The 24,857-nt window shown below is 38.1% G+C and carries 20 protein-coding genes; 18 read left to right on the top strand and 2 right to left on the bottom strand.

Translation table 11 applies throughout. The annotated features are described in order from the left end of the window. Positions 1-85: 85 nt before the first annotated feature. Both MW695_RS16295 and MW695_RS16300 read left to right on the top strand, forming a co-directional pair. Positions 86-640: a glycerol-3-phosphate responsive antiterminator gene (locus MW695_RS16295; protein WP_260505920.1), complete on the top strand. Its 555-nt coding sequence runs from the start codon at positions 86-88 to the stop codon at positions 638-640. Between the two features lie 277 nt (positions 641-917). Then, a complete protein-coding gene (locus tag MW695_RS16300) occupies positions 918-2,570 on the top strand; it encodes a glycerol-3-phosphate dehydrogenase/oxidase (RefSeq protein WP_247106437.1) in 1,653 nt (550 codons plus the stop codon). 170 nt (positions 2,571-2,740) lie between these two features. Here MW695_RS16300 and MW695_RS16305 read toward each other — a convergent pair whose 3' ends face one another. Both MW695_RS16305 and MW695_RS16310 read right to left on the bottom strand, forming a co-directional pair. Beyond that, positions 2,741-4,405 carry an L-lactate permease gene (locus tag MW695_RS16305; RefSeq protein WP_247106439.1) on the bottom strand — a complete coding sequence of 555 codons (1,665 nt, stop codon included), beginning with the start codon at positions 4,403-4,405 and terminating at the stop codon, positions 2,741-2,743. A gap of 183 nt (positions 4,406-4,588) precedes the next feature. Next, on the bottom strand, positions 4,589-5,392 hold the full coding sequence (locus tag MW695_RS16310; RefSeq protein ID WP_247106440.1) for a UTP--glucose-1-phosphate uridylyltransferase: 804 nt from the start codon (positions 5,390-5,392) through the stop codon (positions 4,589-4,591). 643 nt (positions 5,393-6,035) lie between these two features. On the opposite strand from MW695_RS16310, the gene MW695_RS16315 reads away from it, so the two are divergent. From MW695_RS16315 to MW695_RS16390, 16 genes are all read left to right on the top strand, one after another. Continuing rightward, positions 6,036-8,117 carry a flagellar assembly protein A gene (locus MW695_RS16315; protein ID WP_247106442.1) on the top strand — a complete coding sequence of 694 codons (2,082 nt, stop codon included), beginning with the start codon at positions 6,036-6,038 and terminating at the stop codon, positions 8,115-8,117. A gap of 304 nt (positions 8,118-8,421) precedes the next feature. After that, positions 8,422-10,491 (top strand): bifunctional aldolase/short-chain dehydrogenase, encoded by a 2,070-nt coding sequence (locus MW695_RS16320; protein WP_247106443.1) that lies wholly within the window; start codon positions 8,422-8,424, stop codon positions 10,489-10,491. Between the two features lie 154 nt (positions 10,492-10,645). Then, positions 10,646-12,073, top strand: a complete 1,428-nt coding sequence (rhaB, locus tag MW695_RS16325; RefSeq protein WP_247106445.1) for a rhamnulokinase — start codon at positions 10,646-10,648, stop codon at positions 12,071-12,073. Next, positions 12,070-13,326 carry an L-rhamnose isomerase gene (gene rhaA / locus MW695_RS16330; RefSeq protein ID WP_247106446.1) on the top strand — a complete coding sequence of 419 codons (1,257 nt, stop codon included), beginning with the start codon at positions 12,070-12,072 and terminating at the stop codon, positions 13,324-13,326. The genes rhaB and rhaA overlap by 4 nt, the downstream gene beginning before the upstream one ends. 126 nt (positions 13,327-13,452) lie before the next feature. Continuing rightward, entirely contained in the window at positions 13,453-14,172 is a 720-nt protein-coding gene (locus MW695_RS16335) for a (Fe-S)-binding protein (protein WP_247106448.1), read from the top strand. 14 nt (positions 14,173-14,186) lie between these two features. Then, positions 14,187-15,614 (top strand): LutB/LldF family L-lactate oxidation iron-sulfur protein, encoded by a 1,428-nt coding sequence (locus MW695_RS16340; RefSeq protein ID WP_247106450.1) that lies wholly within the window; start codon positions 14,187-14,189, stop codon positions 15,612-15,614. Beyond that, entirely contained in the window at positions 15,614-16,324 is a 711-nt protein-coding gene (locus tag MW695_RS16345) for a LutC/YkgG family protein (RefSeq protein WP_247106451.1), read from the top strand. Before MW695_RS16340 ends, MW695_RS16345 begins: the two co-directional genes overlap by 1 nt. Positions 16,325-16,597: 273 nt before the next feature. Further along, positions 16,598-17,386, top strand: a complete 789-nt coding sequence (locus MW695_RS16350) for an ABC transporter ATP-binding protein (RefSeq protein WP_247106452.1) — start codon at positions 16,598-16,600, stop codon at positions 17,384-17,386. A gap of 72 nt (positions 17,387-17,458) precedes the next feature. Further along, positions 17,459-17,776 (top strand): hypothetical protein, encoded by a 318-nt coding sequence (locus MW695_RS16355; protein ID WP_247106454.1) that lies wholly within the window; start codon positions 17,459-17,461, stop codon positions 17,774-17,776. Positions 17,777-17,982: 206 nt separating this feature from the next. Further along, complete coding sequence (locus MW695_RS16360; RefSeq protein WP_247106455.1) at positions 17,983-18,150, top strand: YozQ family protein; 168 nt, start codon at positions 17,983-17,985, stop codon at positions 18,148-18,150. Between the two features lie 17 nt (positions 18,151-18,167). Then, positions 18,168-18,473, top strand: coding sequence for a YtxH domain-containing protein (locus MW695_RS16365; RefSeq protein WP_247106456.1), 306 nt, complete (start codon positions 18,168-18,170; stop codon positions 18,471-18,473). 179 nt (positions 18,474-18,652) lie between these two features. After that, positions 18,653-19,744 carry a mechanosensitive ion channel family protein gene (locus MW695_RS16370; protein WP_247106458.1) on the top strand — a complete coding sequence of 364 codons (1,092 nt, stop codon included), beginning with the start codon at positions 18,653-18,655 and terminating at the stop codon, positions 19,742-19,744. A 238-nt stretch (positions 19,745-19,982) separates the two neighbouring features. Beyond that, on the top strand, positions 19,983-21,485 hold the full coding sequence (locus MW695_RS16375; RefSeq protein ID WP_247106459.1) for a glycine betaine uptake BCCT transporter: 1,503 nt from the start codon (positions 19,983-19,985) through the stop codon (positions 21,483-21,485). Positions 21,486-21,733: 248 nt separating this feature from the next. Continuing rightward, entirely contained in the window at positions 21,734-22,285 is a 552-nt protein-coding gene (locus MW695_RS16380; protein WP_247106461.1) for a DUF4309 domain-containing protein, read from the top strand. Positions 22,286-22,822: 537 nt separating this feature from the next. Continuing rightward, entirely contained in the window at positions 22,823-23,545 is a 723-nt protein-coding gene (dapD, locus tag MW695_RS16385) for a 2,3,4,5-tetrahydropyridine-2,6-dicarboxylate N-acetyltransferase (protein WP_247106463.1), read from the top strand. A 140-nt stretch (positions 23,546-23,685) separates the two neighbouring features. Beyond that, positions 23,686-24,855 (top strand): aspartate aminotransferase family protein, encoded by a 1,170-nt coding sequence (locus MW695_RS16390; protein ID WP_247106483.1) that lies wholly within the window; start codon positions 23,686-23,688, stop codon positions 24,853-24,855. Positions 24,856-24,857: the final 2 nt, after the last annotated feature.

Genomic DNA, 24,857 nt, shown 5'->3' on the forward strand with positions numbered 1-24,857 from the left:
TTCTATGTTTCACGTTTCACTTTCATAATAGATCAGGCCTTTATAATTGCTCAGCACAACGCATAAAAGAAAGGATGTGGATGTCTTGTTTGAAAATCAAAAAATCCTTCCCGCCGTTCGTAATATGAAAGACTTTGAAACATTTTTAAAAAGTCAATATGATTATGGCGTGTTTTTGGAGCTCCATATGTCGCAAATTAAAGCGGTGTTTGAAATGGCGAAGATGAAAGAGAAAAAAATGTTTCTTCATGCGGACTTAGTACAAGGATTGAAAAATGATGAATACGCAGCTGAATATTTATGTCAAGAAGTGGGGCCGTATGGTCTCATATCCACGAAGGCTAATGTCATATTAAAAGCGAGGCAAAAAGGGGTGAAAGCGATCCAACGTATTTTCATCCTTGACTCTAATGCGCTAAAGCGGAATATTATGTTAATACAGAAGGCACAGCCCGATTTTGTCGAAGTTCTTCCTGGTTTAATTCCGAAAGTGATTAAAGAAATTCACGAAAAGACAGCTCGCGACGTTTTCGCAGGTGGGTTAATTGATACGGTGGATGAAGTGGAAGAGGCATTGAATGCTGGAGCAAAGGCTGTAACAACGTCTAATACGAGCTTATGGCGTCGCTTGTATTGTTAGATTACTTTCTTTAAATGATTGTTTATGTATGGTATACTCATTAATAAGTTAATAGATTCGGTTGGAGACAAGGAGAGACCACACTCACAATGGAAGAAATTCCTTTGTGTTTGTAGTGGTCTCTCCTTTTTTCGTTGAACGATAGAAGTTTAGTCAAGGAGGGCGTCGGTTCCGTACGGTTACACGTCGATCGGAAAGTGCTCTTCTTTCTGGTCGACGCAATTAAGGGAGAGCCTGCTGCACAGGCTTTCTTATAAAAAAAAGAGGAGTGGTTTAAATGCGGGTAGAATTTTCTAGTAAGAAGCGCCAAGAAATGATTCATACAATGGGGAATAAAGAATATGATTTGTTTATAATTGGAGGAGGAATCACAGGTGCTGGTATTGCACTTGATGCTGCAGCACGTGGTCTGTCAGTTGCTTTAATAGACATGCAAGACTTCGCAGCAGGAACATCAAGTCGTTCCACGAAGCTTGTGCATGGTGGATTACGTTATTTAAAGAATTTTGAAATAGGTCTCGTTGCAGAAGTGGGGAAAGAAAGGGAAATTGTCTATGAAAATGGCCCACATGTTACATCACCAGAGTGGATGCTTCTTCCTATTTATAAGGGAGGTACCTTTGGCAAGTTTGCAACGTCGGTTGGCCTAAGAGCGTATGATTTCCTAGCCGGAGTGAAAAAGCATGAACGGCGTAAAATGCTAACAACAAAAGAAACATTACAAAAGGAACCGTTGCTCAACCAAGAAGGGCTTCTTGGTGGCGGCTATTATGTTGAATACAAGACAGATGATGCTCGATTAACGATTGAAGTATTAAAGGAAGCTGTCGAATTTGGAGCATGTGCGATTTCGTATGCTCAGGTATCGAGGCTACTGTATGATAATGGAAAAGTCATTGGGGGAGAGGTTAAGGATTTGCTGTATGCTGATCACACTTTTCAAGTGAAAGCAAAAAAAACGATTAATGCTACAGGCCCGTGGGTCGATTCAATCAGAGAGATGGATCAATCAAAAAAAGGCAAAGTGTTACGGTTAACAAAAGGAGTCCATTTAGTTATCGATCAAGCGCATTTTCCATTAAAACAGGCCGTTTATTTTGATACTACAGATGGTCGTATGGTGTTTGCCATTCCTCGTGATGGGAAAGCATATGTCGGTACAACGGATACATTTTTTAATAAGGATACGAGTAATCCATATATGACGGATGAAGATCGAGAATACATCATTCGAGCGATCAATGGTATGTTTCCTAATGTTCATATAACAGCTGAAGAAATAGAATCAAGCTGGGCAGGGGTAAGGCCTCTTATTTATGAAGAAGGAAAAGATCCTTCTGAAATTTCACGTAAGGATGAGGTTTGGCATGCTGAATCAGGCTTAATGACGATCGCAGGTGGAAAGCTAACAGGTTATCGAAAGATGGCGGAAACAGTAGTGGATCAGGCAATAAAAGATTTGGATCAAGATTATCCACGATCTAATACGAAGAAGCTGCCGATTTCTGGTGGACATGTGGGTGGTTCTAAAGGTTTTGAGGATTTTATAAAGGAAGCGAATAATGATGCTCTAAATGAAGGGTTGACGAAGCAGCAAGCAAGATATTTAGTCCGATTATTCGGTTCAAACGTGACGACAGCACTTGACCTTAAGAAAGCTCTCAAAAATGAAGACCGTTTTGGTTTACCAGATGAATTATTTCTTGCTCTCCATTATGCAATGAATTATGAAATGATCGTAAAACCTGAGGATTTTTTTATAAGACGTACAGGGCTGCTCTATTTTAATTTGCGCTTAGTTGAACAATGGAAAGAGGGTGTGATTGAGTGTATGGCTCATACGTTACGATGGACACCAGATCAAAAGGAAAACTATGCGCATGGTCTGATGAAGCATATTCACCAGGCAATGACACCGATGAAGGAATAATTGTATAAACGAGGCTGGGACATAACTAAAGTGTCTATCTGGAAACCCGAACAAAAGATGAACGTAGCGAAGTATATGTCAGGAGCGGTTTACGTCGACCATCTATCATTGTACGGCTTTTCTTTTAGTTAAACCACTTTTGTCCCAGCCTCACACTTCCATTCTTTTGATTAGAAAATAAGAATATAAAGAAAACCAATCACTCCAGCTAAGCTCGCATAAAAGAGCATAGGTAAAATTGTTAGTCGAATAATGGTTCCTTCTTTTCCGATTAATCCTACAACGGAAGCTGCTGCGACTACATTTAATACACAAATCATATTACCAGCATTAGAGCCTAACACTTGAAGAGCAAGAATTCGCTCAGGAGGCAGTGCTAATTGATCAGCAACTGAAAACTGTAAAAGGGAAAACATCATATTACTGAATGTGGCACTTCCTGAAATAAAAGAGCCGAGTGCGCCAATAAAAGGAGCTACAAGTGGCCAACTGTTACCTAAATAATGTGCAGCTTGATTAGCAAGTTCTATCGGCATACTAACTAACTCCGCATTATTAACACCCGAGTTTATAAAAATTCTAACCATAGGAACAGCAGTGAAAAGTGTAACAGCACTCCCAATTAACATACCACTTGATTGTTTAACGGCTCGAGCTATCATCATTCCATTCATTTGATGAAAAAAGAATGTCAAAATTACAACGATAAGAAAAATAGTACCTGGTAAATAGAGTGGCGAGAATGTCGCACTAATAGACGTCCCAAAAATGTTCGTCCAGCCTATAACAACTCCTTCAAGCCAAGATTTAAAAGGTAACACTTCAAGTCTTGTCAGAACGAGTAAGAAACCGAGAGCTAAATAAGGAATCCAAGCTAACCATAAAGGAAGTGACCTGGAATGACCTTCCTCTGTTTTTAATATAATGGAACCAAGCCACTCTTTATTCCAATGTTCTTTTTTATCAAAATCCCAATTTTCCTCTGGGAGAAACCAGCTTTTTTTAATTGCTAATAACACAATGAACAATCCGATAAGCCCACCAAAGATAGAAGGGAATTCAGGACCAATAAACGTCGCAACTAGTAATGCAGGTAATGTAAAACTAATACCTGCAAATAATGCAAACTTCCACACTTTAAGTCCTTCTAGCCAGGATTGATTTTTTCCAAAAAAACGGGTTAACATCATTACTAATACAACTGGCATTAACGTACCGATAATAACGTCAATTTGCATGACCTGTGAAGCGATTATTCGCAAATAACTAGAGAGAGAAGCTTCGGTCATATAATTGTTAGTAATCGCGGCTAACTGCGATCCCTCTTGTAAACCTTGACCGATACCTACAATAACAGGCGTGCCAACTGCACCAAAAGAAACTGGACTGCTATCAGCAATTAGTGCAAGTGAAACAGCTGCCAATGGAGGGAACCCAAGTGCAACAAGAAGTGGAGCACCAATTGCTGCAGGAGTACCAAATCCGGCTGCTCCCTCAATGAAAGCTCCGAATAGCCAAGCAATTAGTATAAGTTGAATTCTGCGATCTTGACTTATGTCAAAAAAGCTATTTCGAATCGCATTAATCGCTTTACTTTCTTTAAGAGTATTAAGTAGTAAAATAGCTCCAAAAATAATATATAAGATTGATAGGCCGATTAAAACCCCTTCTATGGATGATGCTACTAGTTGCACGAAAGGAACTTTCCAATAATAATAAGCAATGACAGCTGTAAAAAGTAAACTAATTGGCATAGCCTTTATTGCCGGCATTCTCAATACAATTAATAATAATAATACGATTGCAATTGGAGATAGTGCTATTAAAGTAGTCATTTTTCATCACCTTTCAGTTAACATCATTATCTGTTACATTTAGTATACTATATCTTGCTCATTGTTTCACAATCTTATTTATAAAAAAAGGCTGAATGGTGACTAAGTATACACTTCTTTTGTTTATACGAATTTAATGATGATTAGAAAGGATACTAAGTAACTAGCATCCTTTATGATGGATCATGAGTTGTGTAATAATTGAATTAATTGTATATAATCTTCTTCTAACCCGATATCAAATCGTTTCCCAGTTAATTCGTTAGCAAGTAGGGGATTATTGGTAAGAAAGGCTTTAAGAGCATCTGTTAATTGAATTTCACCAGAGGGATCAGGCTGTACAGTATCTAAATGCTTAAAAATAGTAGGTTGTAAAACGTAACGCCCAACTATTGCTAAATTTGAAGAAATTGGTGAACGAGGCTTTTCTACTAAATGGTTAATTTGATGTAGCTTATGTTGTAAAGGCTGACTCATTACAACTCCGTATTGGTGTAGGCGTTCTTTTGGTACTTGCATTACTCCTATAACAGATGCTTGTTTTTCAACATACGTATCGGTAAGGGCTTTTAAAGCAGGCTGATCACTAATGATTAAGTCATCAGGCAATAAAACGGCAAATGGTTCATCTTGAACAAATCGCTTAGCGAGTGAAAGCGCATGACCTAATCCCTTTGCCTCTTGTTGTCGGACATATTCAATGTGAACATTTGGTAATGTCAATTTACTTAACAGGTGTGATTTTTGTTGTGCTTGTAAAAAAGCTTCAAGCTCTAACGAACGATCGAAATAGTCAATAATCGTATGCTTATTTCTTGAGACAATCATTAAAATTTCTTCAATGCCACAACTTATCGCTTCCTCTACAACATATTGAATGGCAGGCTTAGATTGAATAGGAAACATTTCCTTAGGTATAACTTTGGTTACTGGGAGTCTTCTCGTTCCGTAGCCTGCTGCTGGGATGACTGCTTTTTTTATTTTCAATGATATCCTCTCCCATAAATGATCATCGTTAAAAGTAGTTTATTCTCATTCATATGACAAGTAAGTTGTCCGACTGAAAACAGGCTTTTTTGTATGAAAGCGTTAAATAAATAGACGCTTGAGGAAGAAAAGCGAAAGAAAAAAAGTAGAGTCCCGCAATGTACTAAAATGTTCTTATAAATGCTCTCTCAGAAGCTGAATGAAACGGATTCAACATGTAACGGTTTTATTAAGTGCATTTGTCATCATTTAGTAAGAGAAAACAACCAAATATTACTAGTATATTGCAATCGGTACAAGGTGTGTTGACGCATTCCGAGTAAATGAGCTCTTCTATTGAGAATATATTGTTTCTGTTTCAGAAGAGTCTGTAGCGGGTATAGAAGAAGTATTAACAACAGCTTAGCAATCAAATACGTCAGTGGGTCATGCTTCAAATAGTGTGAAGAAATTAGATGAGGAAGTAGTGAATTTAAATAAGTTGATACAGTAACTAAAGCTTGCATAACTAATTTGAACTGGTTATTCGGTGACATAGTTGATAAGTAGAGTGAGGAAGAGTGGTTGATACGAACGAATGAGTTTGTTGAAGCACTCTTCTTTTTTAAAAATAAAGCATTGTAAAGTAGAAAGGGGGATTGTCATGAACAGTATAGTGTCAAAAGCTAGGTCAGTTGAGGAAGCGATTGATATCGGCTTACAAATGCTAAATGCCAAAGAAAAACAAGTTGATATTGAAATTTTGCAAAATGGATCTGAAGGATTTGCTGGTATGAAAAAAAAGAAAGCCGTTGTTAAGTTGTCCATACGTCAACCTATGAAAACTGAAGTGGTTGACCCCCTTGTAGAAATGGAAGCGTTCTTTAAGCAAATTCAAAATGAAAGCGTAATTACGGATGAAGATAGTCAAAGTCAACAATTAAATAAGGAAGATACAAGTGCTCAACTACTTACTAGTAAACGATCAGGACCAGAGGTGTGGGTGGAGAATGGTCAGTTTTTTGTTAAAGGCAGTATTGATTGCTACGCAAGTGTTTCGCTAAGTGAAGAAATTATACTCTTAAAAAATGGTGAACGTATGACTGAAAAGAAGGTGTTCGTTTCGGAACATGATGTGATTGACATTCAAATCGTTAACGAATATGAGCAAGTAGACACAGAGTGGTTCTTTATGGTGGACGAACAAAAGTTAAGAGCAAAGTTAATCGTACACCCAGGTTATAAAATCCATCGATACTTAAAAGATGCTCCTCCGAATAAACATATTTATTTACAAATCAATGAGAAAAAAGAAGTAACAAATACTTTAACCTTCGAGCAAATCATTCGAGAATTAGAAACGTTGAAAATCGTTTATGGTATCAATTATAAAGAAATATCAAAGGCCATTCAATCAATGGTCCCTTGTGAATATGATGTAGCTTTAGGAAAAGAGTCAAAAGATGGACAAGATGGCTCGTTTGAAATCAAGGTTGAAACAGAAACAAAGAAACAGTTGGTCGAAGATGATCAAGGAAATATTGATTATCGTCAATCAATGAACATTCCTACTGTTAAAGGAGGACAAGTTATTGGGATTGTTCATCCACCTACCGAAGGGTTCGATGGAAGGACCATATTTAATGAAGTGATTCAAGCCAAGGAAGGTCAGTCCGTGAACATGAAATTAGGAGAAGGAGTCGAGTGCTTAGCAACTGGGAGTGTAATCGCATTACGTGAAGGTAGACCACAAATTGACAAACATGATCTATCTGTGAAGGTAAATGTTTACCCAAAACTTACGTATCAAGAGGATGTCACGATTCGAACAGGGAATATAGCATTTGATGGTGACATAGAGATATTAGGTCATGTAGTTGAAAAAATGAAGGTTAAAGCAGGGGGAGATATTTACATTTATAAGTCGGTAACTGAAGCGCAAATCATTTCACATAAATCCATTACAGTAAGAGGAAATGTAATCGGTTCTGAACTATCTGCAGGAAAGAACAGTAAGATAGCTGGTGAGTTAGGTCTTTTATTAAAAGTGATACTAGAGCAGGTTAATAGAATGATGGATTTATTAAAGCAGTTATCCGTGTCTCCATCGTTTCAAACAATTGATTTGAGGGCAAATGGGATTCAACCAATTGTCATTATGTTATTAGAAAAGAAATTTACTAGATTAAAAACAGTCATTGGTACGTTTATGAAAAAGGTTTACAACGATTATCAGTATATTGAGGATCGTAAATGGGGCGAAATTTCACATGAGCTTCGGAGAAATTTTTTAACGTTAACAAATAAGAAAGTGACGATTAAAGATTTACAAAAATTAGCACGACGTATGGAAAAAGTCATTTCCAACACGATCATAGCTGAAAAGGTTCAAACTATTACGGTTTCAGATGCTATCAATAGTCATTTATTTAGTAACGGAGCTATTCATGTCGTTGGTAAGGGTTGTGTCAATACAAAAATTTATGCGAACGGAAAAGTTGACATACTCGGTAAGTTTAGAGGAGGTTCGATTTATTCAGAAGAGGGAGTAAAGGTAAAGGAATTAGGCACATATGTAGGTACAAGAACAGTCGTTACTGTGCCAAGAGATAAACAGATAAAAGTAGGAAATGCCTATGAGGGAACGATTTTAAAGATAGGTGAGCAAGTATTTAGAGTGACTGATAAGCAATCCGACTTTATCGCAAGCTTCAATGGTGAGAGAATCATTTTGGACTATGAGTAATGTCGTAATATTTTTACTTTGATTGGAATGGTTTTGATTAATAGGAAATCTAAAGGACACTGAAAAAGAAAAGTCAACTTTTTCAGTGTCCTTAACCTAGAATGGGAGTTACACTCATGATTTGATGTTCCGTATTAGCTGGAGCTAATACTTGTAATGCTTAGACAAGAACAAAAATTATTATTTTTACGCAGATCTGTGCTTTTAAGTTAATAAAAAAACAAAAATAAACAAACATATATACAAGGCAAAACAAAGGTGTTATACTTTATTCAGAAGAAAAAACAACTAATCGGAGGTAATTATGGTACAAAATCTTTGGGATGAAGCAAATGCAGAAACGTTGAAGCCAGGGTTAGATGAACTTGTATATCGCTCTAACTTAATCGGTACTGACCGAGCTGTGTGTAACTGGGGTGGCGGTAATACGTCTATGAAGACGACGGTTAAGGATTTCCGTGGGCGTGATGTTGAAGTGATGTGGGTTAAAGGTAGTGGGTCTGATTTAGCAACAATGGGAGCGAAGAATTTCACTGGTTTAAACCTTGAAGATATTCGTCCTTTAATCGAACGTGATGAAATGTCCGATGAAGAAATGGTTGCTTATTTAACACATTGTATGATTGATCATACACATCCACGTGCATCAATTGAGACGTTATTACATGCTTTTTTACCATTTAAGCATGTAGATCACACACATCCTGATGCGATCATTAGTCTATGCTGTGCTCATAATGGGAAAGAGTTGGCAAAAGAGATTTTTGGTGATCGGTTTGTATGGGTACCATATGTAAGACCAGGGTTTACTTTATCAAAAATGATTGCAGAAGGTGTGGAGCTAAATCCGAATGCTGAACTTGTTTTAATGGAGAAGCATGGCTTAGTCGTGTGGGGAGATACAGCTCAGGAAAGCTATGATAAGACGATTTCTGTCATTAATGAAGCAGAGGCATTTATTAATAAACAAGCAAAAGGAAAGCAACCATTTGGTGGTCAGAAATATCAATCATTAACTGGTGAAGAGCAGCAAGAGTTGCTAGCGCAAGTTATGCCAGTCATTCGTGGAGCGATTAGTGATGAGAAGAAGATGCTTTTAACATATGATACGGGTGATAAGATTGTAGAGTTCGTTAATAGCTATGATGCAGCTGAACTATCACAAGTAGGAGCAGCTTGCCCTGATCATCTCGTTCATACGAAAATGAAGCCTTTGTTTGTTGATTGGGATCCATCATCGAAAAATGTGGAAAGTTTGATCGAAGCAATTAAAACTGGTGTTGAAACATTTAAGAGTGAATATCAAAACTATTTCAATGAAAATAAAAATGAAGGCGATGTTATGTTTGAACCAGCACCAAGAGTCATATTAATTCCAGGAATCGGTATGGTGAATACAGGGAAAAATGTCACAATGGCTAACGTAAGTGGAGCTCTTTATCACCGCGCAATTTCGGTTATGAAAGGTACGACTGCATTAGGAACATTTGTCTCTTTAAATGAAAACGAGTCTTATAACATTGAGTATTGGCCATTAGAGCTTTATAAACTATCATTGGCACCAGCAGAAGCAGAGTTTTCTAGACAGGTGGCATTTGTTACAGGTGGAGCTGGTGGAATCGGAAGTGAAACATGCCGCCAGTTTGTTGAACAAGGAGCCCATGTTGTTATAGCAGATTTAAACCTTGAAGGTGCTGAAAAAGTTGCATCAGACATTAATGAACAGTATGGTGACAAACGAGCTCTAGCTGTTAAAATGGATGTAACGAGCGAAGAACAAGTACAAGTAGCTTTAAAACAAGCAACTCTAGCATACGGTGGAATAGATATCATCGTTAATAATGCGGGACTAGCTACTTCTAGCCCTATTGAAGAAACAACTTTAAAAGAGTGGAATTTAAATATGGATGTTCTCGGTACAGGATATTTCCTTGTCGCACGTGAAGCATTCAAGGTGATGAAAGGTCAAGGGATTGGCGGAAGTATGGTGTTTATCGGTTCAAAAAATTCAGTCTATGCTGGAAAAAATGCGTCTGCATATAGCTCTGTTAAAGCATTAGAGGTTCATTTAGCTAGATGTATTGCAGCTGAAGGAGGTCAATACGGTATTCGCGTGAACTCTGTATTACCAGATGCAGTCTTGCAAGGATCAGCTATTTGGGGCTCTAGATGGCGTGAAGAGCGTGCTGCAGCTTATGGAATCGAACCAGATCAATTGGAGGAGCATTATCGTAAACGTACTACGTTACTTGTTAATATTTATCCAAAGGATATTGCTGAATCGATACTTTTCTTCTCCTCATCAAAAGCAGCTAAGACAACAGGTTGTATGATTACTGTTGATGGCGGTGTACCAGCAGCCTTTACTCGCTAAATAAAAGAATGGATGACTAGTCTCTGTAAGTAAACTTAAGAGGGCACTGAAAAGTTTGATCTTTAATTTTTCAGTGCCCCTTCATTGAAAGGGAGCATCGTCTTTCACAGTGGACTAACATATATAAAGCGCTTACTATTTATGGGGGGATAACATGAGTCAAAGTTGTCTAGCGGTCGATATTGGAGCTTCTAGCGGAAGAGTGATGCTTGGCCAATTGGCTAATGAGCAGCTTCAGCTAGATGAGATCCATCGTTTTAAGAATGAAATGATGGAAAAAAACGGGCACTTCTGTTGGGATATTGAAACGCTTTTTTCAGAAATCAAAGCTGGATTAAAGAAATGTCGTGATTTTGACAGTAAACCAGTAAGTATCGGAATTGATACGTGGGCGGTCGACTTTGTTCTTTTAGATGAAAATGATCAGCTTATAACAGATGCTGTTGCATATCGTGACCCGCGTACCGATGGGATGATGGAAGAAGTTACAGAGATTATAAAAAAGGAACGTCTCTATTTAGATACCGGTATACAATTTCAAAAGTTTAATACGATTTATCAGTTATATGCATTAAAGAAGCAGCAGCCTGAATTGTTAGAAAAAGCGAAAACGTTTTTAATGATCCCAGATTATTTTCATTTCTTACTAACAGGTAAAAAGGCTAATGAGTATACAAATGCAACAACGACACAACTAGTGAATGCTTTTACGAAAAAATGGGACAAAGAATTGGTTGATGCTCTAGGGTTACCTTTTAATATCTTTCAGCCAATCATTCTTCCGAAAGAAAAGCTTGGATCATTAAAGGAAGAATTAGTCGAGGAGCTTGGATTTTCTTTAGATGTTTATGTGCCTGCAACACATGATACTGGTTCGGCGGTATTGGCTGTCCCAGAAAACAATGAAACGATTTACATTAGTTCTGGAACTTGGTCTTTAATTGGAATAGAAAATTCATTTCCAATTTGTATTACGAAGGCATTAGATTATAATTTTACAAATGAAGGCGGAGTAGATTATCGCTTTAGGTTTTTAAAGAACATTATGGGACTTTGGATGATCCAAGAAGTGAAGCGCTTGTACGATGATGCGTATTCGTTTGCTGAGCTTGTCCAGTTATCTAAACAATACAGTTCGTTTACTTCTATTCTTAATGTCGATGATCAACGTTTCTTAAAGCCTGATGATATGATAAAAGAAATACAAGCATATTGTAAGGAGACAAAGCAGCAGGTTCCTCATCAACCTGGTGAAGTAGCTAAGTGTGTATTTGATAGCTTGGCTGAAAGCTATCAAAAGGCAATTGTGGAAATTGAAGAAATGATCGAAAAAGAATATGAAACAATACATGTTATCGGTGGAGGAAGTCAGAATGAGCAATTAAATCAGCTGATTGCTGATAAAACGAAAAAGATTGTATCCGCAGGACCTGTTGAAGCAACGGCAATTGGGAATGTGGTTGCTCAATTAATGGCTTTAAGAGAATTAAATGAAATCACAGATGCACGCAAGGTCATTGCGAATTCATTCGAGTTAAAGCGTTATCGTGCAATGACTAGTATCGAGGAGGGAATGGAATGAGTGACAATCAAGCATTTGAAAGTGCAAAAAAGGAATACGAGCAATGGGGTATTAACATTGATGAAGTATTTAAAACGTTAAAAAATATCCCGGTTTCGATTCATTGCTGGCAAGGTGATGATGTTGGTGGCTTTGAGGTGAATCGTGGTGAATTATCTGGTGGGATTGACGTTACAGGGAACTATCCTGGTAAAGCACGGACACCTGAAGAGCTTCGTGCTGATATTGAAAAGGCGCTTTCTCTTATCCCAGGTAAGCATCGAATTAACCTTCATGCGATTTATGCTGAAACCGATGGTCAAGTAGTCGAAAGAGATAGGCTTGAGCAGAAGCATTTTGAGAAATGGGTCGCGTGGGCAAAGGAGCAGGGGCTAGGTCTTGATTTTAATCCGACGTTGTTTTCACATGAAAAGGCCGCAGAGGGTCTTACATTAGCTCATCCTGATCCAGAAATCCGTCAATATTGGATCGATCATTGTAAAGCGAGCCGAAAAATAGGTGAATACTTTGGTCGAGAATTAGGAACACCTTGTTTAACGAACATTTGGATTCCTGATGGCTATAAAGATACGCCAAGTGACCGTTTAACCCCTAGACGTCGTTTAATGGAATCACTTGACGAAATCTTTGCTGAAGAAATAGACAAAAATTATTTAGTCGATGCTGTTGAGAGTAAGTTATTCGGAATCGGTTCAGAAGCATTTGTTGTTGGCTCACATGAATTTTATTTGAGCTATGCGCTTAAAAATGATGTAAATTGTTTATTGGATACGGGGCATTACCATCCAACTGAAATGGTTTCAAATAAAATTTCAGCAATGCTACTGTTCTTTGACCAGCTTGCATTACACGTATCTCGTCCAGTTCGATGGGACAGTGACCATGTCGTCACGTTCGATGATGAACTAAAAGAGATTGCAATGGAAATTGTTCGTAATGATGCACTAGATAAAGTGATGATTGGCCTTGATTTCTTTGATGCAAGTATTAATCGTGTGGCAGCATGGACGATCGGTACGCGAAATATGATCAAAGCATTGCTCTTTGCCTTGTTACTTCCTCATCGTCAATTAAAGGAACTCCAAGATAATGGAGATTTCACTAGACGTTTAGCTCTGCTAGAAGAGTTTAAAACGTATCCATTTGGAGTCATTTGGAATCAATATTGCCAGGAAATGAATGTACCTACAAAGGAAAATTGGCTGCAAGATGTAGAGGAGTATGAAGAGCAAGTTCTATCAAAACGTTCGTAAGTGTAGATGCAGTCAGGCACGTTTGCTTGTCTGCATTTCGCCTTTAGGTGAGAACGTTTCTCTTCAAACATTAACAAATGATATAGGTTAAAATAGAGATGATGTTAATAGAAATGAGGGATGAGGATGAAGGTTTCCTTATATATCACCTGTCTAGCAGATGTGTTTTATCCGAATGTAGGAAAGCATGTTGTTGAATTGTTAGAGCGAAATGGTTGCGAGGTCGATGTTCCTCAGCAACAAACATGCTGTGGACAGCCTGCTTATAATAGTGGCTATCATAAAGAAACGAGCGAGGTCGCTAAACATACGATTCGAACGTTTGAGGAAGCTGATTATGTTGTCATTCCTTCAGGCTCGTGTGGCGCGATGATACATGAATACCCACATCTATTTAATGAAGAACTAGAATGGAAAATGCGTGCTGAATCATTAGCAAAAAAGACGTTCGAATTTACTCAATTCATTATGGACGTGTTAGGAATGGAGGACTTGGGGGCTGTTTTTCCTAAGAAGGTTACGTACCACACGTCCTGCCATATGACACGATTATTAGGAGTGAAGGATGCTCCTATAAAGTTGCTAAATTGTGTTGAAGGACTTGAATTTACGTCGTTACCTAATAAAGAGACGTGCTGTGGCTTTGGTGGGACATTCTCTGTCAAAATGGTGCCAATTTCTGAACAGATGGTCAATGAAAAGATTGAACATATAGAAGAGACAGATGCGGAAGTATTAGTAGGGGCGGATTGTGGTTGTTTAATGAACATTGGAGGAAGAATAAACCGTCAAGGCAAACCAATCAAAGTCATGCATATTGCAGAAGTACTAAATACTCGCTCTTAAAGGAGGGGATTACAATGGCCATGAAAATCAGCGAAGATCCATTTTTTGAGCGTGTTGATAAAGGGATTAATAATGACTTTATGCGCAAAGCGATGGTATCAGCGCAAGATCGTTTAAAGGGTCGAAAATTAACGGCTCAAGAGGAGTTAGGGAACTGGGAGGACTGGCGTGAATTGTCTGAGGAAATTCGCCAGCATACACTTGAGCATTTGGATTATTATTTGGAGCAGTTGGCAGATAATGTTGTCAGTCGCGGTGGGCATGTTTTTTTTGCGGAGACAGCAGAGGAAGCTAATGAGTATATATCAAATGTTGTAAAGGAAAAAGAAGCGAAGAAAATTATTAAATCGAAGTCGATGGTCACTGAAGAAATTAATATGAATGAAGCACTTGAGAACCTCGGCTGTGAAGTGATTGAATCTGATTTAGGTGAATACATTTTGCAAATTGACGACCATGATCCTCCTTCACATATCGTTGCACCAGCACTTCATAAGAATAAAGAGCAAATTCGTGATACGTTTCATGAGAAGCTACAATATACGAAATCATCGAAGCCTGAAGAGTTAGCTTTATTTGCCCGCGAGCAATTAAGACAAGATTTTGTTCATGCCGATATTGGCATTACTGGCTGTAACTTTGCTGTGGCAGAATCAGGTGCAATTTCGCTTGTCACAAATGAAGGAAATGCTAGACTTGCAACGACACTACCAAAAACACAAATTACGGTAATGGGTATGGAGCGAATTGTTCCAACGTGGGAAGAACTAGACATTTTGGTTAGTATGCTTTGTCGAAGCGCTGTTGGACAAAAGCTGACTAGCTATATTACAGGTTTAACAGGTCCAAAAGAAGAGGGTGATGTAGATGGACCAGAAGAATTTCACCTTGTCGTCGTTGATAATGGACGTTCGAATATATTAGGTACAGAATTCCAGTCTGTATTACAATGTATTCGTTGTGCTGCTTGTATTAACGTATGTCCAATTTATCGACATGTTGGAGGACATTCGTATGGCTCAATTTACCCTGGTCCAATCGGAGCTGTTCTTTCGCCATTGTTAGGTGGTTACGACGATTACAAAGAGCTACCATATGCATCGAGCTTGTGTGCCGCTTGTTCGGAGGCATGTCCTGTTAAAATTCCGCTTCACGATTTGTTAATTAAGCACCGTCGAAATTTTGTTGAAGAGCAAAACAAAGGAGGATTTGGTGAAAAACTAGCGATGAGAGGGTTCTCATTAGCAGCAAGTAACCCAGCGATTTTTAATTCAGCTACAAAATCAGCTCCTTTAATGATGAGTCCTTTTACAAAGGAAGGGAAGATTTCCAAAGGACCGGGACCAATTAAACCGTGGACCGATATACGTGATTTTCCTGAACCGAGTAAACAATCATTTAAGAAATGGTTTAAAGAGCGGGAGAAAGGAGGACACGAATAATGGTTAAAGGCAGTGTTCACCATAAAGAGCGCTTTTTAAACAATATTGCGAAAAGTTTAGGGAGAAATCGGATTCAAAAGGAGGTGAATCGTCCGAAATGGCGTAAGCAGCCTCAGTATGATGTGTTCAAAGGAGAAAGCCAGGATGAATTAGTTGAACGGTTAAAAGCTCACTGTACACATATTCATACAGATGTGATTCAAGTTCCACAACGACATTTAAACGAGAGTCTTGATAAAATTGTTAACGAATTACAAGGAGAATCAATCGTTTATTGGGATGATCCACGATTTGATGAATATGGTTTAACGGACTATTTAAATGATTCTACGTCTTCTGTGCATAGATGGGACCCTGAGCTTGGGCAAAAAAATGTTCAAATTGCTGAGCAAGCTCATATAGGGATTACTTTTTCTGATATTACGCTAGCAGAATCAGGAACGGTTGTTTTATTGAGTGATCAAGGTAAAGGTCGGTCTGTAAGCTTGCTACCGACGTATTATGTTGCGATTATTCCTAAAAGTACGATTGTACCAAGAATGACGCAAGCAACTGAAATGCTCCACAACATGCAACAAGAAGAGGGATATGTTCCGTCTTGTGTAAACTTTATTTCTGGACCTAGTAATAGCGCTGATATTGAGATGAACTTAGTCGTAGGTGTTCATGGGCCTATTCGTGCTTATTATATGATTGTTGAAGATCGATAAAAGGGATGTCCTAACAGGTATTAAACGTACCTTATGGACATCTTTTTTAGAAGGAAATGATCGAAACGTTGTCGAATATAGTTTAAGGATGAACAAAAAAAGGAGGACACTGAAAAAGTACAAATCAACTTTTTCAGTCCCTTTAATTTGAATAGCAATGTCTTCACGCGTTGCTCACTTGATACGAATTACCCATTCTTATCAAGCCTTTCAAAACAGGCAACGGTTGCGTTCATTGCTTAAAGGGCACCAAAAAAGAAGGGGTTTGCATGTATGTCAGAAACGATTGTTTCATTAGAAAAAGTGAGTTGGAGACAAGAAAGCCGTACAATTTTAGATGAAATTACATGGCTCGTTCAACGAAATCAACATTGGGTTATTTTAGGTTTAAATGGTTCTGGTAAAACGTCCCTTTTAAACATGATTACAGGATACCTTTGGCCATCAAAAGGTAACGTTTGTGTATTAGGTCATGAATATGGCAAAGTAAATATTCCAGAATTGCGAAAATCGATTGGTTGGGTCAGTTCATCATTAGATCAGCAAGTAGCCAATCGATTAGATGATGTGTTAGATGTTGTCATTAGTGGAAAATATGCTTCGATTGGCCTGTATAAAAAGTCATCCATGGAAGATAAGTTGAAAGCAAGCGACATCGTTGAAACATTAGGAATATCACATTTGCAAAATAGCTACTTTTATAAGCTATCTCAAGGGGAAAAGAGGCGTGTGTTAATTGGAAGAGCATTAATGGCTAACCCAGACATATTAATATTAGATGAGCCTTGCAATGGATTGGATTTATATGCGAAAGAACAGTTCCTTTTCATGCTTAAGCAATTTGCCGGCGATAAAGGAGGTCCCACGATTATTTATGTCACACATCACATTGAAGAAATGATTTCAGCATTTACGCATGTATTATTATTACGCGATGGAAAGGTTGTTGCAGCAGGAGAAAAACGTGATGTACTAACAAAAGAAACATTAACTAAAGTATACAACCTATCAGTAGATATAACGTGGAAGCATGATCGCCCTTGGTTACACGTGAGCGAGTAAGCAAATCAGTCGACCAACAATGAATCATTCTGTACAATAATGTTATGAATGAGAAGAAATGAGGAGATGCGAATGTTTAATGATTCTTCGATGGATTGGAAGGATCTAGATCAAGATGAGTTTCGTATTCTTGTATATAAAACGATTTATGATTTAGAAAGGCAAAATGCAAGTCGGCTGCTGCCGCAATTTTTGCGTCATGTATACGAGGAGTACCGAATGGTGGAAATGGCTAAGAAAATTGGCTTATATCCGTCAAGTTCATCTGTGACGGTGATTGCAGCTGAGCAGCTAAAAATGCCTGTTGGTACGTATGAAGCTTTTTTGGATCAAGCGCATACGAGAATTGAATTACTGCTGCAAAAGGACAATGATGAAAATGAGCAATAAAAAAATGACGAGGGTATGACCAAACGAAGGATGATTTGGTTATACCTTTTTATATTAATTTGAATTGACAAGCTGAATGGAACGAATCAAGGTGGAAGTGGATTCTAGGAACAGCTGCTGAGCGCTTTTCTTACATAATTAACTTTTTACCGTCAATACTAATGCTAGAAGGGAGTTGATGATGTTGGATAAATCAGACAAGCAGCATGCAGATCAAATTGCAACGAAATCATATCAACCAAGTTATTATAAAAGTGAAAAAGAGGCGAAAAAAGGGTATAGCTGTCACTCATGAGCAAGTTTCAGATACATTAACAGAGGGTACGATTGAATATGAGAATGAAGCACAACCATTTAATAAGAAGGATAAATAACGAAGGGAGAAGCTTATATGTTCCAAAAACGTTCAAATAAAGGGGTTATTACGAGTTCGATCATTGGTGGTGTAGTAGGTGCTGCTAGTGTAATGATGTTTACAACTGATACGGGAAAACAAGTTATGAAAAGAGCAAAAAAAGCGTATCCGTCTTTGTCACGTACTTTATTAGAGCTTGGAGAGGAATGGAAAGAAGAAGTTGATGACATCATGAATCAATCAAAAAGTAAACCGAATCGTTCTGATGATGTGAATGAAAAAAGTGATATTGGTTCTTTAATCGAGCAAGTTGTTGAAAGAGATGAAAAAGCAAATGAATAGAAGATGCTATAAAAAGTGGGATCGAGTAAATGGATCTCGCTTTTTTTATTTATGATTGAATATAACATTTTAACGAAAGATAGGTTATTCATTTTTCCATCAAATGATCTATGATAAAATGGGATGAACTCACTCAAGTGAATGAGTGTATTGGAATGATGGTTAAGGTGGGAGTTATCATGGAATTTCATTGGAATGCTTTCGTTAATTCATTAAATCGAATTGAATGGTATGATATAGGAATTGCTTTGCTTATTTTCTTAGTATTTTTGCTTTTCCGTAAACTATTTACTAAGTACATCTTTAGATTAATAGTAGCTTTGTTAAAGAAGACGCCAACCGCAGTGTTCTCGAATTTGTTACTTTCATTTGAGCAGCCATTAAGAGTGTTTTGGGCGGTTTTAGGTACATATTTAGCGCTCGTCTACTTGCCTTTTAATATTACAACAATTGAATTTGTCGCTCATGTGTATCGCTCGATTATCATCATATTAGTTGGCTGGGGATTATTTAATTACACGTCTTCTCACTCATTGTCTCTTATAAAAGTCATTAGTAAAATAGATGATGATGAAGATAGTATGCTCATTCCGTTTATATCGAAGGTGTTACAAGCGGCTGTCTTAGCACTCATTATCATCGTGGTCATTAGTGAGTGGGGCTTCGATATTAGTGGATTTATTGCAGGTCTCGGATTAGGAGGACTGGCCTTTGCTCTAGCGGCTCAAGATACAGTTGGCAATTTTTTTGGTGGTGTCGTGATTATTACAGAGAAACCGTTTAAGAAAGGTGAATGGATTCAGACTCCGACCGTTGAAGGAACTGTTGAGGATATTACGTTTAGAAGTACACGTATCCGGACTTTTGCTGATTCTGTTATTACGGTTCCTAACTCGACATTAGCAAATGAGCCGATTACGAACTGGTCACAAATGGGGAAACGACGAATTACCTTTAATTTAGGAGTAACCTATTCTACTCCAAGGGAAAAGCTAGAGCGCTGTGTGAAAAAAATTGAGCAGCTTTTATATGATCATGAAGAGGTTGATAAGGAATTAATTATCGTTCGCTTTAGTGAATTTAACGATTCTAGCTTAGACATTTATATTTATTTTTTCACCAAATCAATCGTTTGGTTGGAATGGTTTGCCACGAAGGAAGACATTAACTTCAAAATAATGAATATTTTGAAGGAGGAAGGCGTTTCCGTTGCCTTCCCGTCACGAAGTATTTATATGGAAAGGTCTGATGGTGATCGTACGGAAGGATAGAAGGAAAGTAAGACAGTATGATAAGAGCGAGTGCTCTTATTGTACTGTTTTTTTTAGTTAGAACGGCTACATGTGTGGAAGGAGCAATCATGTAGTGGAAGTCGTGCAAAATCAAGATTGCTTCATATGTCCGATTTATAGTGGTTACGTGATAGTAAGTTTCATTTCATAATTAGAGTCATTTAGTAAATGCTATGAGGAGAGTGAATTATTTTAGACGCATAGGAGTCATGCCATCATGAAAAATTTAACCGCTACGTATAAAATATCGATTGTTGTTGCCCTTGTTTTTGTGTTATGGGGGGCTTTATTCCCGAACCATTTAGAACGAATCATGAATGACGCGCAAGCTTTTTTTCTTAACGCTTTTGGTTGGTTTTATAATTTAACCGCTTCCTTTTTCTTAATTTTTGCTCTGGCATTAATTTTTAGTCGATACGGCAAAATCAAGTTAGGAAAAGATACGGATCAGCCTGAATTTAGTCGACCTACATGGTTTGCGATGTTATTTAGTGCAGGAATGGGAATCGGTTTATTATTTTATGGTGTTTCTGAGCCGATTTCTCACTTTGCAGCACCACCAATGGGTGAAGGAGGTACACAAGATGCTGCGCTATTAAGTTTAAGGTATACGTATTTACATTGGGGCTTTCATGCGTGGGCTATTTATGCAGTTGTCGCTTTAACTTTAGCTTTTTTTAAGTTTCGTAAGGATGCGCCTGGATTAATGAGTGCGACGTTAAGACCTGTTTTCGGAAATCGCGTGAACGGACCGCTTGGGTACACAGTCGATATATTTGCTGTCTTTGCGACCTTGTTTGGAGTATGTGCATCATTAGGGCTAGGAGCGCAGCAGATTAATGCAGGGCTGAATTATTTAATCGACATTCCTGTTTCATTCATGATTCAACTAATCATTATCGGAGTTATTACCGTCTTATTTATTATTTCTGCTAGCACAGGTATTAAAAAAGGAATTCGCTATTTAAGTAATACGAACATGTTGCTTGCTGTATTGTTATTAATCATGATGGTCATTGTTGGACCTACTTTGTTTTTGCTAAATTTATTTACTCATACTTTAGGTGAGTATGTTCAACATTTACCACAAATGGGCTTACGTCTCTCACCTTTCAATGAGGAACGAGCAGCGTGGACGCAAGGGTGGACAATTTTTTATTGGGCTTGGTGGATTTCATGGTCTCCTTTTGTAGGAATGTTTATCGCACGTGTCTCAAGAGGCCGTACCGTACGTGAGTTTACGATTGCAGTCTTAATTGTACCGACACTTGTTTGTGCATTTTGGTTTGCGATGTTTGGAGGTACGGGTATTTACTTGGACTTAATTGAGGGTATTGATGTGTCAAGTAAAAGCTTGGAAACTGTTTTATTTTTTGTATATGAACAGCTGCCAGGTGGTGGGTTACTTTCCATCGTAACAGTGCTTTTAATTACGACTTTCTTTATTACATCTGCAGACTCTGCCACATTTGTTTTGGGGATGCAAACAACAGACGGGCAGATTGAACCACCAACTTTTATCAAAATTTCGTGGGGGATTATACTAGCCGCTTCTGCTGTTGTTCTTATGGCTACTGGAGGATTAAATGCTCTTCAAACAGCAATCATGGTAAGTGCCTTTCCACTTACCATTATTTTGTTAATAATGAGCATTGGTATACTACGTGCTTTCAAGTCAGAAGTAGAACCGAAACGTAAAAAGATAAAGCACAAACATTAATGATAATTGTGAGAGGTTGGACAAAAATGTAATGAAAATGAGTTATGAACAAATATACATTGGTGCACGTAATTCGTTTGTGTAATATCCGTTGGTTTACGTAAGTAGCTATCGCATTTTTCTTAAACAAAAAAATAATAAAATTCATCGTTCTTGTTTATTCACGTATAAAGGTGGGAATGGATACATATATAAGAGAATAGTACAAGAAAGGTTATTAACAATAGCTACTATAGAGGTGAAAGAATATGAGAGGGAAAATGATTGTTGCCATTGCTGTACTACTCATGCTACTAACTGGCTGTGGACAAGTATCGGGAGACGTGAACCAGCATGCAAATGCCGCCGTTAAGATAAATTATGATTCTGTTGAAAGGGAAATTGCTGAGCAGCATGAACCTGAATCTGTAAGCTTTGATTGGATTGAAAAAGGCTATAGTGGTATCTTTGCTCCGACTAATGACCGGCTTGGTGAAACATTTGATCAAATCACTGAACGTGAAGGTGAACCAATTGAAACGGGTTATTATGAAGGTGGAGTATATTTACAATTTGAACGAGTAACGTTTTTTATAAATCCCCAAACGCAAAGAAGCGTAGCGATTGCTTTGCAAATTGAAGAGGAGGCATTAACAGAAAAAGAGTTGAAGAAAGCTCTTGGAACACCTGATGTAAGTGAAATGAATCAGATGGATGGGTATTGGATGTTTAGCTATGATTTGGATGAGTATGAGTTAATGTTCGAAGCAAAATCTAAAGATGATATCATAGAGTATGTATGGTTACGAGAAATATTATAGAAATACAAATTCAGGCGACTAAATGAGTATCAAAGAGGATTATGGAGGGCATCGAATATATTTAAAAAACAAACTTTTTCGGTGCCCTTGATTATAAGTGCTAGATTGAGACTCTTTAGACCGTAGACAAAACGCCTTTGAGAAAAAAATCTCAAAGGCGTTTTTACGTTGTTTTTAGTTATATTATTGAGATAGAAAAACGGTCTGTTTTTCCTCTATTCAAAGAGGACGGGATGGGAGTGCCGACTCTTGCAGCCGGTTCGTTCAACGCCCGCCTGCGGAAAGCGTGCCCCCCATCCCGGGAGCGAGAGCAAAGCTCCCTTTCAAGTCCGAAGTAAACGAGCACTTTTTCAGTGGACTCAGGAAAGGGCAGGCTGAAGAGCCTTTTTGATGCTCTTTTTTCTCGTAATGAGCGTAATTGTAGTGTGTTACTAGAAGTCTGCTCATAAATGTATACTTTTTTAAGGGTTATGATTGCATTTTTGATAGTAAATCATTATCATTATGAAGAGATTGTTATTACAGGAGGATTTGAAAATGAAAATGATGGACGCAAATGAGATTATTCAATTTATCTCACAAAGTGAAAAGAAAACACCTGTTAAGGTACATATTAAAGGTCAATTAGATTCAATTGATTTTGGAGCAGACACGAAGGCTTTCGTAACGGGGAATGTAGGGATATTATTCGGTGAATGGAGCCAAATTGAATCTGCTTTAAAAGAAAATGAACAGCTTATAGAAGATGTAGTTGTTGAAAATGATCGTCGTAATTCAGCGATTCCACTTCTTGATATGAAAAACATTCAAGCTCGTATTGAACCAGGTGCAATTATCCGTGACCAAGTTGAAATTGGTAAAAATGCTGTAATCATGATGGGAGCAAGCATTAATATCGGTTCTGTGGTTGGTGCAGGTACGATGATCGATATGAATGTAGTCATGGGTGGACGAGCTACTGTAGGGGACAATTGTCATATTGGAGCTGGCTCCGTGTTAGCAGGAGTAATCGAACCACCTTCTGCCAAGCCTGTAGTTGTCGAAGATGATGTAGTCGTTGGTGCCAATTGTGTCATTTTAGAGGGAGTAACAGTTGGAAAAGGTGCTGTTGTTGCAGCTGGCGCGATCGTAACAGAAGATGTCCCTCCTAATACAGTTGTTGCTGGTACACCGGCTCGTGTTATTAAGGAAATCGACGAAAAGACTAAAGGGAAGACTGAAATTAAGCAAGAGCTTCGACGCTTGAATGAGGATGACTAAGAAGTTTGTGATGAAAGTAGCTTTGTCGAATTCGACAAAGCTCTTTTCATAGAGGTACAGATTTGAGCAACACAATGCTATTTAGAAAGAAGGGTATATAGTTGTCTACGAACTGGATAGAACGAGATCAACGAGCGATTATGTCAACGTATGGACGCCTTCCGATCGTCATTAATCGTGGCGAAGGAAACTACGTTTATGACGAAGAAAACAAAAAATATTTAGATTTATTTACTGGACTAGCTGTAAATATTTTAGGGCATTCTCATCCAACCGTTTTAGAAGCTTTGCAAGAACAAGCAGGGCGATTTATGCACATTTCTAATTATTTTTATAATAAGCCGGCCATTACACTAGCCGAGAAACTGATTGAATTATCGGTAGAAGGGAAAGTATTCTTTACTAATTCAGGAGCGGAGGCGACTGAAGCAGCTTTGAAGCTTATCCATAAATGGTCTAAGAAGCAAAATTCAGCGAGGAATGGTGTAGTTGTTTTGAAAAGAAGCTTCCATGGGAGAACGTTAGGTGCTCTGAAGCTCACTAGGCAGCAAGGTGTATATCAAGATTTTCCTGTTACTTCAATGCCTGTATACGAAGTAGAGCCAAATGATTGCGAGGCGTTATCCAACATTTTTGAAACGGAGCGTCCCGCCGCTGTTATTGTCGAACCTGTACTTGGCTCAGGTGGGATTGTGACTTTAACGGCAGAATATTTACAACATATGGAGCAGATGTGCAAGAAGCATCAAGCGCTTTGCTGTATGGATGAAATTCAAACTGGAGTGGGTAGAACGGGCACGTTCTTTGCTTATGAGCATGCAAGTATTACTCCTGATGTTATATTGTTTGCAAAAGGAATGGGTGGTGGCTTGCCTTTAGGTGGAGTGATTGTGGCTGATTCTTATACAGACTTATTACAACCTGGAGATCATGGAACGACCTTCGCTCCGGCTCCTTTAAGTTCAGCGCTTGGGAATGCGGTGATTGAAGTGTTAATCGATCGAGGTCAGATGGAGAAAGGGAGGAAAGTGGCCGATGAGCTTCATGATCAACTACAATCCTTAAAGAATCGAAACGGTGAACTCATTAATGACATTCGTGGAAAAGGAATGATGATAGGGATTGTTCTGTCATTAACTGCGTTTGAAGTGAAAACGATCCAGAAGAATTTATTAGAAAAAGGTTTAATGGTTGATGTTACTCAGCAAACGATTATACGTTTATTACCGCCGATGACTTTAACGAAAGTAGAAGTTGAACATTTTATGAAAGAGCTTGAATACGAGCTTCTACACATAAGGGGAATGTGATC

Source organism: Halalkalibacter sp. APA_J-10(15), assembly GCF_023017105.1.
Lineage (GTDB): Bacteria > Bacillota > Bacilli > Bacillales > Bacillaceae_D > Halalkalibacter.

Excerpts from the sequence above, each read along its gene's own strand:
- MW695_RS16300 (WP_247106437.1), top strand. The coding sequence starts at position 918 with ATGCGGGTAGAATTTTCTAGTAAGAAGCGCCAAGAAATGATTCATACA.
- MW695_RS16305 (WP_247106439.1), bottom strand. The coding sequence starts at position 4,405 with ATGACTACTTTAATAGCACTATCTCCAATTGCAATCGTATTATTATTA.
- MW695_RS16315 (WP_247106442.1), top strand. The coding sequence starts at position 6,036 with ATGAACAGTATAGTGTCAAAAGCTAGGTCAGTTGAGGAAGCGATTGAT.
- MW695_RS16320 (WP_247106443.1), top strand. The coding sequence starts at position 8,422 with ATGGTACAAAATCTTTGGGATGAAGCAAATGCAGAAACGTTGAAGCCA.
- rhaB (WP_247106445.1), top strand. The coding sequence starts at position 10,646 with ATGAGTCAAAGTTGTCTAGCGGTCGATATTGGAGCTTCTAGCGGAAGA.
- rhaA (WP_247106446.1), top strand. The coding sequence starts at position 12,070 with ATGAGTGACAATCAAGCATTTGAAAGTGCAAAAAAGGAATACGAGCAA.
- MW695_RS16335 (WP_247106448.1), top strand. The coding sequence starts at position 13,453 with ATGAAGGTTTCCTTATATATCACCTGTCTAGCAGATGTGTTTTATCCG.
- MW695_RS16340 (WP_247106450.1), top strand. The coding sequence starts at position 14,187 with ATGGCCATGAAAATCAGCGAAGATCCATTTTTTGAGCGTGTTGATAAA.
- MW695_RS16345 (WP_247106451.1), top strand. The coding sequence starts at position 15,614 with ATGGTTAAAGGCAGTGTTCACCATAAAGAGCGCTTTTTAAACAATATT.
- MW695_RS16350 (WP_247106452.1), top strand. The coding sequence starts at position 16,598 with ATGTCAGAAACGATTGTTTCATTAGAAAAAGTGAGTTGGAGACAAGAA.
- MW695_RS16355 (WP_247106454.1), top strand. The coding sequence starts at position 17,459 with ATGTTTAATGATTCTTCGATGGATTGGAAGGATCTAGATCAAGATGAG.
- MW695_RS16360 (WP_247106455.1), top strand. The coding sequence starts at position 17,983 with ATGCAGATCAAATTGCAACGAAATCATATCAACCAAGTTATTATAAAA.
- MW695_RS16365 (WP_247106456.1), top strand. The coding sequence starts at position 18,168 with ATGTTCCAAAAACGTTCAAATAAAGGGGTTATTACGAGTTCGATCATT.
- MW695_RS16370 (WP_247106458.1), top strand. The coding sequence starts at position 18,653 with ATGGAATTTCATTGGAATGCTTTCGTTAATTCATTAAATCGAATTGAA.
- MW695_RS16375 (WP_247106459.1), top strand. The coding sequence starts at position 19,983 with ATGAAAAATTTAACCGCTACGTATAAAATATCGATTGTTGTTGCCCTT.
- MW695_RS16380 (WP_247106461.1), top strand. The coding sequence starts at position 21,734 with ATGAGAGGGAAAATGATTGTTGCCATTGCTGTACTACTCATGCTACTA.
- dapD (WP_247106463.1), top strand. The coding sequence starts at position 22,823 with ATGAAAATGATGGACGCAAATGAGATTATTCAATTTATCTCACAAAGT.
- MW695_RS16390 (WP_247106483.1), top strand. The coding sequence starts at position 23,686 with ATGTCAACGTATGGACGCCTTCCGATCGTCATTAATCGTGGCGAAGGA.